Source organism: Chitinophaga filiformis, from assembly GCF_023100805.1.
In the GTDB taxonomy this organism is placed as follows: domain Bacteria; phylum Bacteroidota; class Bacteroidia; order Chitinophagales; family Chitinophagaceae; genus Chitinophaga; species Chitinophaga filiformis_B.
Genome location: NZ_CP095855.1, coordinates 5,324,916 through 5,341,528, shown reverse-complemented (window position 1 = coordinate 5,341,528; position 16,613 = coordinate 5,324,916). Strand labels below are relative to the sequence as shown.

Here is a 16,613-nt window from a genome sequence, read left to right as displayed (position 1 = left end):
GTGATTGATTTAACTGCTAAAAAGGATTTTGAGCACCAGCTTAATATTGTAAGAGGTTTTCAAAAGGGAAAAGCAACGTTTGTTGAAGACTATCGTTATGCACTTTTTTATCTAAGTTTTACTACCGGCCTTTATACCAGAGCCGACTATAGCAGCACGCTAGGGTATGAAACACATAGTGATTTCAAAAAAGATATTAAGGAATGGAGAGATTGGTATAAAAAAAATAAATGCACGTTTGACCAAAAGTATATTGATAGTGTGTTAAGGCAATACAAAAATAGTATGCCTCATATTGATCGGTTAAACAGGACGGCAGATTGCAGGCCTATGAATACAATGAATCTATAGGTGGGTTTTCGTCGGTAAAGTCTGAATTCGGTGTTACATCTAATATTTGGGACAGAACCGGCTGTCCGCGAAATTTTTTAACTTCCCCCATTAGGAATGTTTGTTGTGTGGTAACTCAAACATAACTAATCTGGGTGGTTCTTCGGAACTGCCCTTTTTTATCTTGTTTTACATTACTTTAGTCGGACAATGCTGATAAAAAATGAATATGAAGGAACGGTTATTTAATGATTTAGTGGCCTTTATACATCGTCAGTCAAGGGGGTTGGACATTCCGATTACGATGGAAACTTCAATAGAAAATGATCTCGGTATAACAGGAGATGATGGAGAAGATTTTATAGTAGAATTTAGCAAAATGTATAGTGTAGATATTAGTAACTTTTATTTTACGAAATACTTCTATTCGGAGCCGTCTATGATACCTATGCCTGAGGAAATTAAGATGTTAACTGTAGGCCACCTTATGAAAGCAATAGAGGCAAGACGATTAGATGACAATGTAATTAATTAATGGATAGATCAAAAGTGGCTGGCGATTCGTCAGTCAATCTTGTCTATCTTTATAAAGCAAACATCATTTTATGATGTTTCTTCGAAGATATTAATCGGAACAAGATATGAGCCTTACTAAACAGCAGTCCATTTTTATAATTCTTACATTAATTTCTGTCGTCTGTGGAATGTATTTTACAATAATCGGTACTGCTTCAGAAGTGACCTGTTACGAACAGATTTTTGGACAGATGATAAGTTTCAAAGTATTTGAAAAGATCTTGTCATGGAGTTTCTTTTTAGGTCTTTTTTTAATGACAGCGACAAGAGCTAAAGTAAATGTTCTATTCTGTCTTATATTCTTCCTCTTAATGATTATTCCAGTGCTGATGCTGACAAGGATTTATTTTTGCGCGGGCTAAGGATCAATAAAAAGAGATGTAGCTTTTGTTAGTTTTTTAGTTGGAGCGCAACCATATCCTTCCGTTGTCGTGTTTATCTGGTAAATTATCTTGCCGTGTTGCGTTGAAATAACAATGCAATTGTTTTTGCCAATGAGTCAATTGATGACGCTTATATAGCACCATCTAACGATCCTGATTTATTGTACTTTTACGAAAAGTGGAGAGGTTTTTTTGATGACCTTAAGTTGAATTGTTATATTATAAAGACATCATCCACTGGTAGTGAAATAAAAATTATTGCTATAGTGTGTTAAGGCAACACAAAAATAGTATGCCACAGATTGAGCGATTAAACAGAGGGGTAACCAGATAAATTTATTTATTCTTGTGTTTTGGGACCGTTTTTCATTCTTAATTCTCCATTAAGAAACGGATGGACGACGGCGGTGTACACCAGCGATCTATATTTTCGCCTTGTAGATCTTCAGTAAAAATCTAGCGCCTATCTCTGTTGTCGTATCCTTTGATACATAAGACAAAGGATAGGCGCGTCGCAGCCGGGGCGAATGCTGGCAATACATGATTGGGCGAGGGGACTGCGGTTTTTTTTAAACTTTATGCAGCAATTAGGATAGCTAAGTTCAAATTACTACCGGATTAAGTAATGTCTTATGAGTGCATTCAACGTGTTGATTACAGATGTTCAGTGTTTAAATTGTAGAAGGCAGTATTCTGGTCGTATCCAATTCAAATACGGGAATGCCGCTTTTTTACAATACCATATTGGAGATACTGTTAAATGGGGAAGGAATAACATTGGCAATTCGGACTTTAAAAAAGTGAATGTGTACGGTATTGCAGAAGCGGATAGCTGTCCACTATGTGATAGCGACAAAATAATTGAGGAGTTTGATATATTCATTGAAGACAATGTTATCATAAGAATTACTCCAATGGAAAGTATTGGCCTCTATTTAGAGGGGGGCAGTAGCGAATATGTAGTAATGGAAATGCAGATAGTGCCGTTGTTTTTCAGAGTGTAAAGCGGGATAATGAAAGCCTGAATATCGAAAATATAATGAGAGTAATTCCTGTAAATATTAGGTTTTATTGGGATAACTATAAATCGAGAAAAGTGACGTCTGGAGATCAGATGGTCACAATCAGATATTTTTATGATAATCAGAATTTAAAATTGATTTATCGGTTATATGACAACAGAATTATTATGTCTATTACACCGGTTAGACATAGTGTTCTCTGCTTCTATTCAGTAGTTACAGTTAAATAACCTGATCTTGGTGGCCTTACCCTCTCTAGTTACGTCTACTAATTAATATCGACGGGGGGGAAGACTACATTACAATCAACATCTTGATATTGATTGTAAATAAATTATACAGCGTTGATCATAATGCTGACATTCATTTTATCCCCATCCTTCATAAAACATGGCAAAGCCTCATACATAACTTATTAAATACAAAAAAATGAAAATATGTTTTCCAATGGCGTAGCTTTGTGAAAATTTAACCCGTAATGAAAGTTTTTAAGTTATCCTATGCCCTATTGATTGTTACGAGCCTTGTGGTATTCTTTGGTTGTGATAAAAAGGACGATAATGTTATCCGACCGTCTGTTGACTCCATTCCGAAGGATACAACATATTTACTGACAACTGGTTATTATTGGATGAGTGACTCGACCGACTACTACCTGTACCGTGACAGCATCTATTATAATGCAAAAGGCCAGATTGAGAAAGTGATAGGCAATCCGCCCTTTAAGGACGATACCGCCAGATCCTTGTTTTATTACAATGATGATGGCACGATTGAAAAGCTGATCACTGAGGGGGTAAAAAGAGGCTATTATCTCAATTATTACCTCCATTATGATGAAAACAAGCGGCTTGACCGCATCATCGCAAAAGGCAATACATCTGGTGATACCTGTTTCATTACCTATAATTCACAAGGCCATGTTACTGATATTACTACAGTAGGGGAGTCACAAGGTACTGTGGGCTCTCATCTCACTTATTTCAGGGGGGACGATAACCAGATCGATTCCATCCAATGCGATTACGGCTTTAATCAGCCATTTGCTTTGCCCAGAAGGTTGGGCTTACGGCTGCAAACAGCCGTGCCGGGCATAGCATCACTGGAAAACATTGACAGATCCTACTTATTTTTGCTGGCAACAAGGTTGAGTCCTAATTTCTTTCTTGCCGTCACGGGCGATTTCTACTTTCAGAAATTCTTAAACCCAACCGACTTTAGCTTTATGAATGGGCTAAGGAACGACTATTTCCCAACCATGCCGGCAGACTATCAATACAATGACATGAATCAACCTTTCAGCCACGTGCTGTCTTCTTTCCCTGACGGCAGATTGCATACCTATGAATATAGGGAATCCATAGGTGGGGTTTCGTCGGTAAAGTCATCAGTAAGGCTGGAGTATACTATAAAATAATCCGGAACGTAGAAAAGGCGGCAGGGTACTTTCCATGCTGCCTTTTTGTTTTATCCCGGCCCGCTCTTTTTTACTGTTTGCTACAACCGCCCAATAATAGGTCTACATTACCGAAAACCAGGCCCTGAATATCAACGTTGTTAATGGACTCAGATCTTTTGCAGCTCTTCTTCTGCAATGGCAGTATCCATGTCTTCTACGAATTTGTTACACGCGTATACACTCCATCTCGCGGAACTCTCTTTAAAATCGTTGCCCTTCATATCGACCTTATAGTCGAAAATGGTCTTTTTAATAAATTCAACCAGCTTGTTCGTTGTCCATGAACGTTTGTGTATATCTCGTTTTTCCGTTGCTATTGCAAGCGCCTTTTCCATTTTGGCTATATTGCTCAGATGGTCGATGGGTTGTACATGCACTACGGGAAGTTTAGGCGGCGGCAGCAGTGTTTCGGTCTCAAGTTCTTCATATGCCTGGGGAGAAGAGGTGTTTAATTTCGATACATAACTGAACAGATGAAGTATGTACGGCTTCCATCCTGCAACGGGTATACCTTTCTGCAAGGAGCGTATTTCAAGCGGTACACCGGTAACATTGCGAGGTCCCACCGGTTCCATTTCAAATTCCCTGTTTTCCTGGTTCATTTGCGGGCTCCAGGCCAGCGCATCGTTTCCGGATATGATGCTGTTAACCCAAAATTCAATGGTAATTGGCGCATCCACAACTTCTTCCTTTTCTTTAATACCATGTGGAAATACTTTGTCGCTACCCTTGGCTTTTGCATAGAGGAGGACATCTTTCAATATCAGATCCCGCCTCTCCCTGATCTCGGGAACTTCCATGAATTTCCCCAGGTCGGCGCGGCTAAGCGCTGCAACGGCCGCCTTAAAATAGGAGGGCACCATGTTCCTGGTGCCGTGCAGGTAGCTTACCAGTAATGAAATGAAACCCTGGTAACTTTTCGGGAATCCTGTTAGTCCTTCAAGTATGCCAACAAGTGAACTACTGATGCCTGCACGGACATTTTCGGCGACTTCACCGCCACCGGGCCCGCCAAACAACTGCGTTCCCTCTTTGGTCATATCCTGTAAGAGGTTCGTTATTCTTTCCAGTGAAATGCCTGCAGTCATCTGGGGCATACCTGTCATATCCTCACTGGGAATGAGCCTGGTTTCGGAAAATGTTTCGTCGTAAGCAAAGCCTGTCCGTTTTCCCAGCTCGCCCAGTGTAATTGGTTCTTTCAACCCTTCAAGCCTGGTGGCGAATATTTCAAGGCTGGTCATTGTGTCTTCGAGCAGGCTTGGATCTGACTGATCGCCTACCGCCCTTATTTTAAATTCAACAGCTTCACCACCTTTTTGTTTTTCTACTGTCAGCGTCCAGCCCATACCGGTTAAAAGAACTTTGTCTTTTTGCAAAGCCCGTTCGCGTTCACCGGGTGTTAGCCTGATATGTGTTTCAATTTCGAAGCCAACCAGTCGCTGCACCACCTGACCGGCGGAGGCCGATTTAAGCATCTTTGGCGCAGTGGTAGTATTTTTTGCATTCGCAATGTCACCCATCCTATCCGCTTCCCTTTCCAGGCCTTCATTATCATTAACGGGAACGCCTGTTTTTAGTTGTTTGGTAGCCGCCACTCTTCCCTGCATTTGTTGCACAACATGCCAGCCTTCATGTGGAAGATGTTTCTCCTGGCCGGGCCCAAGGTGTATATCGCTACCCTGTGCATACGCTAATGCATTCAGTTGTGCCGGCCTGGAAGAGTTAAAATGTACGTTAACATGTGAAAGATCATAACCGGAAAGATTTTCGAGACCCGACTTTAAATGATCCGGCATGCCAGTGTTATTGTTCTTTAACTGGAATGGTTGAATATCGGGTGATGCCGGGACAGCATTTTTGTTGACATATGGATCTATGAATGATTTGGAGGCGGGTGTTAAATGCTCGTCTGACAGTTCGCTGAGTGCTTCCTGTTCAGTTTGTTTATCGGCTGTTGCTTTCTGGATCGACATCACTGCAGGTTGGGAAACGCCTGAAAGACCATGACTGTTGGCTATTGCCTGGCTGACAGCCTGATTGGCCTGCCCTGGATTGTGTTCATGTTTCATAACAAACTATAAAGGTATACTCCTTAATATAGGGCATATTCCTGAAGAGGAGTTTTCCAAAGTAGCTGTGTACCCTATGCGGACAAATTCAGGTCTTGAAATCTGGTATACCTGGCGTGCAGCTCGTTTAGCCGGAAAAGTATTATTTCTAAATTTCCAAATTTTAAATATTATGGAAAACGTAATGTAACTTTACATATCATATATATACCTATGAGAACATCCATTTTGGCACTATACCTCTGCGTGCTTTCCGCTACGGCATTTGCACAAATAACAACCGTCTACCAGGTTTTAAAACTGACTCCCGGTGGATGTGCATTGTCCCGCATAAGTTATAGCGAGCAAGTGGAAAGTACGGTCGAATTTAATCCTCCATTTTCTCCGGAAAAAAAGGCCCCCGTAGCGCTGACTGATATCATGACCCACGCACAGCCGTTTTTTAAGGCAGCTACACATCGTTATCAGCCGCCCGTTATCACCCTGGGCAATGGTAACATCCTTTTCTCTGAAAAGGGCCGGTATGGGCTTAAAACCGCAGCTGGGAAGGTGATCATTCCTGCTTCCTTCGTGTCTATAGTATCAGATGGCAAAAACGGATTTGTCGGCTATGGCGGGGAGTGGTGTAATTACTATTCGCAGGATGGTAAAAAACTGTTCAGCAAAGATTATTATTCCATCGAGCCTACGGGCATCCATACCTTTATTGTACAAACGGCAAAGGGTTATGGGGTGGCCGATGCTTTACAAAAAGAGATCATTAAGCCTGGTTATTCCCGCATCAAACTATTTAGTACGAAAGGGCAGCATTATTATAAGGTGTATGGGCAGGAAGGCTCCTCTTTTTACCTGAGCCAAAACCTCAGGGATACCTTATGGATTGGGGGGATCGAGGGTATTGACCCCCTTATCCTGTCAACCCGCTACTGGTATATTGCAGGTAACATCATTGACGTGAAAGCAAAAAGACGCCTGTTTTGCGAAGATTCGTATTATATTGAAATCCTGGATGCAGATCAACAACTAGCTATCACACAGGATCGTGAGGGATTCAAATACCTGTTCAATTTTAACGGTCAGCTGCTCACTAATACAAAATTCCGGAGTATTTATGGTTTTGAGAAGAACGGTCTGGGACTGGCTTCCGTACAGGTAAATCAGGAAGACCTTTGGGGCGTCATAAACGCGAAAGGCAAATGGGCCATACAACCCACCTACAAAGAGATCAGTTTTATCGATAGTGGTTTGATAGCAGCTACCAGAACAGATGGCAAAAGCGGTATTATAGATATACATGGGAAGGTACTGCTGCCGTTTAAATATACCAGGATATCAGCAGCAAGCGATACCTTGATACTGGCCACTGTTGAGACAAAAGACGCGGTGCTGTCAGACCTGGTAAGCAAGCGGGATTTCAGGGTGATAAAAAGCGGGCTGCCTTACCGAAGCATCCGGAAATCTGAATTATGTGGTGGCAATGCGTATGAAGTGACCCTGCAGAACGGAGAAAGCTTGTTGGATGCTAATTTTAAGCCTATTCCGAATAAGGTGTATTCCCGCATTTTTTATGGTCCGGAAATGCGAAGTTTTATTGCAACTGATTTCGGGCAGGGCAATAGCAGGTCTACCTCAACCTTGTATAGCTGCGATGGCCATATCCAACAGTTTAAGATAGAAGGTAATACTTACAGCATCTTTGATAATTATATCAACCTGGACAAAGATCTCAGTCATTTGTTGCTCCCGGATGGTAAAGGCTACTTCGTTTTATCCAATGGTACTACGGTGGCTAACGATTCACACTGGCAGGCTATTGAACCTGCCAATTGTAATGATATGTTCAGGACGATGGTCTATGGGGGAAAATATGGCTATATCAACAGTAAAGGAGAAACAGTGATCCCCCCGATATTCGAATATGTGGGTGCTTTTGATGTCGCAACAGGGTTGGCCGTATATAATTTTGATGACGTGCAAAAAGGTTATATTACAACAGATGGCACATTACTGTTTGGTACTGCTTATAAGGAGTGCGAGCTTTTAGGCAATGGACTGTTTAAAGTGACAAAGGATGGTGAGTTGTGGGGAGTCGTGAACCGGGAGAATGAGGTAATCGTTCCATTGAAATTCGGGCAAATCTCTCTGGATGGTGGCATTATCCGGGGATCTGGAAATAGTAAATTGTCGAGAACAGGACAATCAATTAATTAAAGCTATTTCGGCGCAACAAAATATTGACATCATAGTGATAAAAATGCACTGTAATTTTAAACCCAACATAACCTATACAAATGGAAAGACCCCAACACATACCAGCGGGCGCAATATTCTATGAGGAAGACGGCAACTGGAAACTTGGCGACAAAAATGCAGACGGACATAAAATAGGGCTTTGGACAACCTGGCATCCGGAGGGATATCGCTGGATCACCGTTGAATATGGCAATGGTACGCCTCCTTACCACGTTCAACGCTTCCACCCCGATGGTACGCTGGGCGAAGAAGCTGACTGGTATGGCGGCAGCAAATTCCTGGGCGTATCCCGCCACATTAAAAGCGACAACCCTACCAATGAACCGTTTCCCGCAGGTGGTGCGGACAAAGCGCCGAACGTGTGGATGGCGGAATTCGACTATATCGAAGAAGGGATCTACGAATCCCAGCGCTATTTCGACAGGAACAATAACCCGGTAAGCTCCGATGGCGACCCTGTGCCTGAACGTCCTGCCAATGTACCCCTACGTGCTCACTTTGTATCAAATATGCATTCCGCTACCGCATGGGTGATGGGACAGGTCGATATTCGTATCGGTGCTTATATCGGCGAATATTTCGAATGGGACCTGAATGGGAAACCTGTCATAACAAGGATCTATGATACAACAGGTAAGGCATTGGAGGAACATCAGTATAACAACGGATTGCTCAGCAGGTCGAAAGTGTATAACAACCAGGGCCTTGTCAGCACCTATTATCACAGGAATGTGAATCCGCCGCTGATGCAAAGTCAGACCATCTATAAGAACAATGATAAAGAGCGCACATATCGTTACTATGATGATAAGGGGAAATTGCTTTATTCCATACGTGATGAAAAGCTGTCTGATACCCACAGACGCAGATACTATAATGACAAGCTGGTGTGCGAAGGTATTCGGACCGGTGAGGTCGGAGATGCAGTAATGGAATCAAAGTATTATCTCGAAGACGGCACCCTGGTGATCGATTTTACTTCCCTTGGCGAAGGTACAGGCGTCTGGAACCGCTACGATACCAGGGGGCAGCTGGTGCAGCAGATCCATGTATCAAATCATGACGACGACTACCGGCTGAAGCATCTGGATACGTTTATGCCTTCCCTGGGTGATTATGACAATGAGCGGACGCAAACAGACTGGGATGCGATACTGGAAAAGTTTGAGGAAAGATACCAGAGACAGCTGGTAGAAAGAAAGCTGAAGTCTTTGCCTGTACCTCCTGCACTCCGGGCAGAACTGGATAAGGTAGACTGGAAAGAGATTGACACAGCATTTGGCGGTGGCGCCAATTTGCCATCTGTCATCAATGGTATGCTCTCTGAAGATGAAGCCGTCGTGGAACTCAGCCAAGGTAAGATCTGGATGGAAATAGAGCATCAGAACAGCGTATATGAATCTACCTATAAAGTGACTGAGATACTTGCGAAGATGGCGCCATTATACACCCACTCCCAGGTTATCCAGCTGCGCCTGATCCAACATATTTATGAAGTACTGGGATTGTATTATATCACTGATGACCAGGAACTGTACAATGAAATGCTCAATGCCATTGCGGCTGTCATCCCGCAACTCATGCAGCTGGCCAATGGAGATGATGCGGGCCAGGCGAGGAAAGCGACCTACATCCTCGTATTTACCGGAAAGGAAGACGTCGAACAATACCTGGTCCGGGAGTGGCATAATACTGCCAAAAGCAGTTCCGGTCGAGGTTATGCCCTGTATTCATTGTGCTATTACTATTTACTCAAAAGGCAAAGTGATAAGCTCATCGCCACCTTATCAGCAGCATTCGACGGAGAAACCAATATTTTCCTCCGCTTTATTATGTCTGCTTACCTGGTCGCATTAACAAAAGACAAGGCGCAGGATAACTGGCTGACCGAGCTGTTGCTGAGACTAGCCGATCATCAGTCCATCTATCACGACTTTGGCGATATGGTGCCTTATACCAGAGATGGAGACGTACAGCGTTACATTTGGGAGATATTAAGCAAAGCCAAACCTGAAGTACTTGAGCAGAATATTGGTCCGGTAATAGATAAATTGCCTACCGTTGATATATTGTCAAGAATCACTTACTTCAGGGTGATCTTTGATGTATTGTTCCCGGAACCAGCTGCGCTCCGGGAGATCACACCTGCCAGGAGAAAGGCACTGCTGGTAGCCGCCGACGAGGTTATAAAAGACCCCGGCTTTCTTAATCGTAAAGAAGTGTTTGACGAATTCGGTATACCGCACGATGCCTACGCGCTTAAGCAGCTGGCAGGATAAGCATACTATCCTTCGCCGGAGAGATGGCAGAATCGCTGTAATTTTGAAACGTCTGTCAATGTTAATACCAATATTTAAAGGCAATGAAACTAAGTTGCTTTATATATTTAGCAGGCATTGGGACCTGACAAAATTACAATCTGAAGCGCTCCACAAAAGAGAAAGCCAGAGGGGAGACCTTTATTGCGCGAGCCAGAATGGTCCGGAAAATCAGAAATGAAAGGCATGCGCTGTATGATGCAGCGGCTTGCCTTTTATTCAGTGACAACTTTAGTTTATTATTTTGATCCATAAGAACATTTATCAGCAGGATCACAGCCTGACACCTGAGATTTTCACGTTGATTAAGGAGCACAGGAATGAAGAAGCAAAGCCGTATCTTCTGAAAAATCCCGGAGAAGTTCATTTGAAGGGCTGGTCAGACAATACCCCTTTACACATTGCTTCAGAAAGCGGCAATGTTGAAATGGTAAAATATTTAATTGAAAAGGGCGCAGACATAAATGCGGTAGGAAGTGGTGTGTATACGGCATTATGCTGGGCGACTAATTATGAAATAGCCCAACTACTCCTTGCCCATGGTGCGACTATAGGTCACGAGGCCTTACATGTAGCTACAGGAAGAGATAGGCTGGATATTGTAGACCTGCTGTTAACAAGCGGAGCAACCATCAATGCAGCACACCCGCAATATTTTGCCTGTTCATCTGTTGCTTGTCTGGAAGTGTACATAAAGCACGGTGTTGATCTCAATGGCAGTGATGAACACCAAAGTACATTATTACATAGGCTGGCCTGGAATGAACGGCCGGCGGTTTTCGATTTTGCATATCAGCATGGTTGCCGTTGGACGAAGGACAGCAGCAGAAGAACGCCTTATGTGTTAGCCAGGCAGGGTTATAGGAAAAAGATGCTCAGTCATTTTGAACTTCATTATGCCGACTTGATCGACAATGCAATTACAACTGTTAATGCAGAAAAATATTTGTTTGAAGAGACTTATTTTTTGAAACAATGCGATTTCAACCCCAATTGGTTCATAGCACTTACTAAAAAATCAAAATTGGTAAGATATGTAAAGCACCTGCAGCAATTAGTAGTTGATCAGGTAATTGAAATCGATGCGCCTACCCTGAGAAATTTTACGTTCGACAAGAACGGGCACCTCATTCTTCCCACGGCTGGTAAGAGAATGCTGGTCATCGATATAACAAGTTTCAAATTGATCAAAACCATAACACTGGAGGAAGGATTGGACCTGGATCAGATCACTTACCTGCCTTCAAAGAATATCTATGTCTGCAGTTCTTCCAACTGGACAATAACTTTCCTGGCTGAAGACTTTCAAAAGATCAGCAGCAAAAAATCTAAAAACGGGATCATCAGGCCTGTCATCAATCAACAGGGCAACCTGATCTCATTCGTTAGCTATAACCATCAGATTTTTGATGATCTATATGAACTTACAGACGATCTGGAAGTCAAATACATACTGACTTTTTTCAAACGTCGGGGGAATTTCTCCCGGACGGTTGATATTTATGATAACGAAATGGCTGTAACATATATCAATAGGCTATCGTATTTCAGCTATGAAAATGGTTTACTCCGGCGACTGTGGGAAGTTGATATTTCACGCTTTCCTTCAAAGTATAGCTTTAGCTATGTAGTATTTGTGAATGCTGATCTGATGATTGTGGGTAAGGGTAAATCACTGCTCTTTGTCAACAAACAAGAGCAAAAGATTACAGCTGTAGAAACCGTTTCGTTGAAGGCAGAAATCTCTCGTTTAGTTGTCAGTCAGAACAAGGAGAATATAGTTATTATCACTCCTAAGGAGTTGAAATTGTTTTCGTTAACCGCAATTGGCTAATGCATAGGAAGGCTTGGCTATTCGCTAGCTATTATAGGAAGAATAATATAAAACGTCCGACTTTTCCTACCTTCGCTGCCGTTTTATAATCCATTTATGTCCTTACCCGACTTTCAGCGTATCACTGATAATGAACTCTGGCAACTTGTCAGAGGTGGCGATGTATCCGCTTACGGCGAGTTATATGAGCGTCACTGGGAAACCCTGTTTGAAGCAGCGTACTGGCATCTGTATGATAAATCCACCGCCAAAGACATCGTGCAGGAAGTTTTCGTGTATTGCTGGCAGAAAAGAGCACAAATAGAGATCAACGAATCAATTGCCGCGTACCTGCGGGCTGCAGTACGTTTTAAGGTACTAAACTACCTGAAGGCAGCCGGCGCCAGGGAGAAATATGAGCAGTTAGCTGGTCAGGCCTTGCCCCTTATTACTTATCCCACTGATGAATACATGGCCAGGTCCGACCTGAGCGCCAGCTATCACCGTGAACTTACGCGCCTGCCCGATAAAATGAGGGAGGTATTCACAGATAGCAGAGATCTTGGGCTTTCTATAGAGGAAATAGCCAGGAAACGCGCAATATCCCCACAAACGGTTAAAAATCAATTGTCTAATGCTTTGAAGAAACTCCGGAAAGCCTTAGGCAATTTTTACATGGAATAATTTTTTTTACCCGCATAGTACTCACCCATCCCGGGCATTGTCTATTAAATGTTGACTGTATGAAACAACCCGAACAGCATATCATTGACGCTTTGTTAGAAAAGCATTCCCTGGGTATCCTTACACCGGAGGAAAGGGACTTATTGGAAAAATGGTATGCTGACTTCCCGCAGGGGGAAAGCGTCTGGGCCAATGCTTCAGAGAAAGCAGCTATGAAAGATGCGCTGCGGGCAGAGATATTTGACGTAATAGCCGCTGAAGAGACGCGCCCGGTTAAATCATCCTTGCGAAGGATCTGGTGGCAGGCTGCTGCAGTCATCGCAGTTCTTGTGCTGGTATCGCTGGTATATAGCAAAAGAGAACCGGCATATGTTGTTGTAAATGCTGCTGCCGGTAAAGGCGTTGTCAGATTACAATTGCCTGACCAATCTGAAATGTGGCTGGAACCAGGTACCGTGGTGCGTTATCAGAAGGATTTTGGTAAGCGTAACCGGCAGATAACGCTGTTAGACGGAATGGCATTTTTTTCGGTGAAAGAACAATCAGCGCGCCCCTTTATCGTCAGTATGCCCGGCGGCGTAGCCGCGCAAGTGCTCGGCACCGCTTTCACTGTAAAGAAATACGCACAGTCACAGAACGTGGAGGTAATGGTAAGTTCCGGTGCAGTACAGGTGGCAGACAGCGCAGGGGTATTAGCTGTACTGAAAGCAGGACAACAACTCCGTTATCAAACGGCAGTCAGAACGGCTACAAAGACAGAAGGCATGGTAGCGGACTGGCGTGAAGGTGATCTGACCATCAGCAATGCATCGTTTCCCGAGGTGGCCCATATCCTGGAGAATCACTATGGATTGCAGGTAGCATTTAATGCAGCAAATGTTGCATCCTATCGTTTTACATTCCGTATTGGCAGGCAAGACACAGCTGCAGACGTGTTGGAGATGCTGAAAGACATAAGCGGAATTGAATATACACTCACCGGTAACAAGGTGACCATACATTGATACCTGTTACATATTGTTAAACAACACCAGCTGCGATAGCGGCAGGGGAGACCTATGTTCCTACAAAGAATAACTATGCGTCATTTTATAGCTGTACTTTTATTACTTACCTGGTCTTCTGCATTTGCACAGGAGACTGACCGCAGACTTAGCATCAGTATTCCGGCTGCATCCCTGGAAGCTACCCTGAAATTGCTGGAGCAGCAAAGCGGAATATCTATATCTTATGAACTTACGCGCGTAAAAGGCATACAGGTGAAGGCGCATGTGTACAAGGATACGCCGCTGGGAACAATTCTGCGGGATATCCTGAAAGGTACGCCCCTGGACTATAAACAGAAAGGTAGTAATATCCTGATCATCTCACGGCTCCCCGCAGCCAATACACTGAGTGGCGTTGTCGAAGACGCAGTGAGCGGGGAGAAGCTGATCGGCGTCTCAATTGTGGCGGCACAACAGCAGGCGGGTACCACTACCAACAACTATGGCTTTTACAGTATTACACTGCCCGGTGATTCATTACATCTCCAGGTATCATATATCGGCTATCGCCGGCTGGATACTGTCATCGGAATGACGGGCGATCAGCGTGTCAATTTCAGGCTACAGGCCGGCAGCAGACAGCTGGAAGAGGTCACCATTAACGGATCACGTGCAGCGCGTATACAGGAGTCATCACAGATGAGCCGTATCAGCCTGCCGGCTTCACAGATCCGTTCGATGCCACGTTTGCTGGGAGAACCTGACCTGTTAAAGGCCCTGCAGTTGATGCCCGGTGTGAAGCAGGGTACGGAAGGATCCAGTGCTTTGCTGGTCAGGGGAGGAACGCCCGACCAGAACCTGATACTGCTGGACGGCGCTCCCTTATATCATCCCATGCACCTGCTGGGCATATTTTCCACCTTCAATACCAGTGTGCTGAAAGATGTGACTTTATATAAAGGTGCTTTTCCCGCACGTTATGGCGGAAGACTATCCTCAGTTGTCGATATCTCAACAAAGGACGGGGACCTGTACAAACACCATGGCGAATTCTCGGTAGGGCTTCTTTCTACACAATTGACACTGGAAGGACCTTTGCAGAAAGGGAAGACATCCTATGTCATATCCGGGCGCCGGTCTTATCCTGATCTGATAGCTACTCCGATCGTAAAACGCTCAGACGCGGACCTGAACAAATTCAGTCTTTTCTTCTATGATCTTAATGCGAAGGTTCATCATCAGTTTTCTGCAAAAGACAAGCTTTACCTGAGCTTTTATATGGGCAAGGACAGGCTGAGGACACGGAGCAAATCAACAACTGACGAGGATCCGGCGGTTGACAACTATGACCTTTCTGATCTTGCCTTACAATGGGGCAACATTACCGGTACATTGCGATGGTCTCATATTGTCTCCCCTAAGCTGTTTACCAACACCATGCTGATAGGCAGTAGTTATAGATTCAATACTGGTATTTATACGGAAAATAAATACGACGCCGATGTCAGTACCAATACCCTGAAATTAAATTCCGGCATACGCGATTATGGTGTAAAAACAGATATTGATTATCGTCCTGTGCCCGCACATGCGGTGAAAATGGGAGCGGCTTATATGTACCGTGTATTCACACCAGGTATCGTTCGTATGAAACAGACAGATGGGGAAGCCGTCACACTGGATTCCCTGAACAATAACCGGCGTATCGGCGCTGCAGAAATGGATCTCTATGCGGAAGACGACTGGGAGATAGCACCCCGCCTGAAGCTGAATGCCGGCTTGCACTGGAGTGCTTTCAGCGTACAGGATCATTTTTATCACTCTTTGCAGCCCCGTGTCAGTATGCGCTTCCTGCTGCCGGGCGACTGGGGACTGAAGGCTTCCTATACCCACATGACCCAATACATTCACCTGTTAGCGAATAATTCAATTTCATTACCTACAGATCTCTGGGTACCCGCCACTAAAAAAATAGCTCCTCAGCAGGCGCGCCAGTTCGCGTTAGGGGTGGCGCGCAACCTGTTCCGGAACAAATTTGAATTCTCTGCGGAAGCCTACTACAAGAAGATGTACAAGGTAGCGGAGTATAAAGATGGCGCGGAGTATCTGACTACCAGCAAGGGAGACACCTGGCAGGAGCAGATATCTTCCGGCACCGGCAGGTCTTACGGCCTGGAACTGTTATTACAGAAGAAAACAGGACGCCTGACCGGATGGATGGGCTACACCTGGGCTATTTCTGACCGTAATGTCCCGGGCGTAAATTATGGCCGTACATTCTATTACAAATACGACCGCCGGCACGATTTTCATCTTGTAACAATTTACAGACTGCGAAAGAACATAGAGCTTTCCGGCACCTGGACGTATCAGTCAGCCTCTCCTTTTACCATTCCCGTAGCTCGTTATGAAGGGGTGGAGGGACCGATAAATCCCGATGGCACACACTATTGGCCGCCGAACGTAGATTATATCAACAACCGTAATAATGTACGAATTGCAGCTTATCACCGGCTGGACCTGGGTGTCAGCTTCATTAAAGAAAAAAGGAATGGCAATATACGTACCTGGAACATCAGCATATTGAATGTTTACAACAGAATGAACCCATTCTTTTATTATGTAAACGGATACTCGGATACTAAGGCGAAGGTCCGCCTCAATGGGATCATTTTACTACCGCTTGTGCCCAGTTTCTCTTATAGTTTAAAATTTTAAGT

The 16,613-nt window shown here is 44.0% G+C and carries 11 protein-coding genes; 10 read left to right on the top strand and 1 reads right to left on the bottom strand.

Annotated features, from left to right (window positions below; all coding sequences use genetic code 11):
• The 4 genes from MYF79_RS20725 to MYF79_RS20710 all read left to right on the top strand — a co-directional run bounded on the left by MYF79_RS20725 (window position 1) and on the right by MYF79_RS20710 (window position 3,728).
• Window positions 1-351: a hypothetical protein gene (locus MYF79_RS20725; RefSeq protein WP_247809707.1), complete on the top strand. Its 351-nt coding sequence runs from the start codon at window positions 1-3 to the stop codon at window positions 349-351.
• A 208-nt stretch (window positions 352-559) separates the two neighbouring features.
• The gene (locus MYF79_RS20720; RefSeq protein WP_247809705.1) at window positions 560-865 is read left to right on the top strand and encodes a DUF1493 family protein; all 306 of its coding nucleotides are present in this window, start codon (window positions 560-562) and stop codon (window positions 863-865) included.
• 1,056 nt (window positions 866-1,921) lie between these two features.
• Window positions 1,922-2,293, top strand: coding sequence for a hypothetical protein (locus tag MYF79_RS20715; protein ID WP_247809703.1), 372 nt, complete (start codon window positions 1,922-1,924; stop codon window positions 2,291-2,293).
• A gap of 496 nt (window positions 2,294-2,789) precedes the next feature.
• Window positions 2,790-3,728, top strand: coding sequence for a hypothetical protein (locus MYF79_RS20710; protein WP_247809702.1), 939 nt, complete (start codon window positions 2,790-2,792; stop codon window positions 3,726-3,728).
• Between the two features lie 149 nt (window positions 3,729-3,877).
• On the opposite strand, the gene MYF79_RS20705 is transcribed toward MYF79_RS20710, so the two are convergent.
• Complete coding sequence (locus MYF79_RS20705; protein WP_247809700.1) at window positions 3,878-5,839, bottom strand: DUF4157 domain-containing protein; 1,962 nt, start codon at window positions 5,837-5,839, stop codon at window positions 3,878-3,880.
• Between the two features lie 213 nt (window positions 5,840-6,052).
• Here MYF79_RS20705 and MYF79_RS20700 point away from each other — a divergent pair, with 213 nt between their 5' ends.
• From MYF79_RS20700 to MYF79_RS20675, 6 genes are all read left to right on the top strand, one after another.
• Window positions 6,053-8,050, top strand: coding sequence for a WG repeat-containing protein (locus MYF79_RS20700; RefSeq protein WP_247809694.1), 1,998 nt, complete (start codon window positions 6,053-6,055; stop codon window positions 8,048-8,050).
• Between the two features lie 80 nt (window positions 8,051-8,130).
• Window positions 8,131-10,371, top strand: coding sequence for a hypothetical protein (locus tag MYF79_RS20695; protein ID WP_247809692.1), 2,241 nt, complete (start codon window positions 8,131-8,133; stop codon window positions 10,369-10,371).
• 283 nt (window positions 10,372-10,654) lie between these two features.
• Entirely contained in the window at window positions 10,655-12,244 is a 1,590-nt protein-coding gene (locus MYF79_RS20690; protein WP_247809691.1) for an ankyrin repeat domain-containing protein, read from the top strand.
• A 96-nt stretch (window positions 12,245-12,340) separates the two neighbouring features.
• Entirely contained in the window at window positions 12,341-12,907 is a 567-nt protein-coding gene (locus MYF79_RS20685) for an RNA polymerase sigma factor (protein ID WP_247809690.1), read from the top strand.
• A 59-nt stretch (window positions 12,908-12,966) separates the two neighbouring features.
• On the top strand, window positions 12,967-13,911 hold the full coding sequence (locus MYF79_RS20680) for a FecR domain-containing protein (RefSeq protein WP_247809688.1): 945 nt from the start codon (window positions 12,967-12,969) through the stop codon (window positions 13,909-13,911).
• 75 nt (window positions 13,912-13,986) lie between these two features.
• Entirely contained in the window at window positions 13,987-16,611 is a 2,625-nt protein-coding gene (locus MYF79_RS20675) for a TonB-dependent receptor (RefSeq protein ID WP_247809686.1), read from the top strand.
• Window positions 16,612-16,613 lie beyond the last annotated feature (2 nt).

What these genes read in the sequence shown, in the direction of transcription:
- MYF79_RS20675 (WP_247809686.1), top strand. Translation starts at nt 13,987, where the DNA reads ATGCGTCATTTTATAGCTGTACTTTTATTACTTACCTGGTCTTCTGCA.
- MYF79_RS20705 (WP_247809700.1), bottom strand. Translation starts at nt 5,839, where the DNA reads ATGAAACATGAACACAATCCAGGGCAGGCCAATCAGGCTGTCAGCCAG.
- MYF79_RS20695 (WP_247809692.1), top strand. Translation starts at nt 8,131, where the DNA reads ATGGAAAGACCCCAACACATACCAGCGGGCGCAATATTCTATGAGGAA.
- MYF79_RS20715 (WP_247809703.1), top strand. Translation starts at nt 1,922, where the DNA reads ATGAGTGCATTCAACGTGTTGATTACAGATGTTCAGTGTTTAAATTGT.
- MYF79_RS20720 (WP_247809705.1), top strand. Translation starts at nt 560, where the DNA reads ATGAAGGAACGGTTATTTAATGATTTAGTGGCCTTTATACATCGTCAG.
- MYF79_RS20710 (WP_247809702.1), top strand. Translation starts at nt 2,790, where the DNA reads ATGAAAGTTTTTAAGTTATCCTATGCCCTATTGATTGTTACGAGCCTT.
- MYF79_RS20680 (WP_247809688.1), top strand. Translation starts at nt 12,967, where the DNA reads ATGAAACAACCCGAACAGCATATCATTGACGCTTTGTTAGAAAAGCAT.
- MYF79_RS20700 (WP_247809694.1), top strand. Translation starts at nt 6,053, where the DNA reads ATGAGAACATCCATTTTGGCACTATACCTCTGCGTGCTTTCCGCTACG.
- MYF79_RS20685 (WP_247809690.1), top strand. Translation starts at nt 12,341, where the DNA reads ATGTCCTTACCCGACTTTCAGCGTATCACTGATAATGAACTCTGGCAA.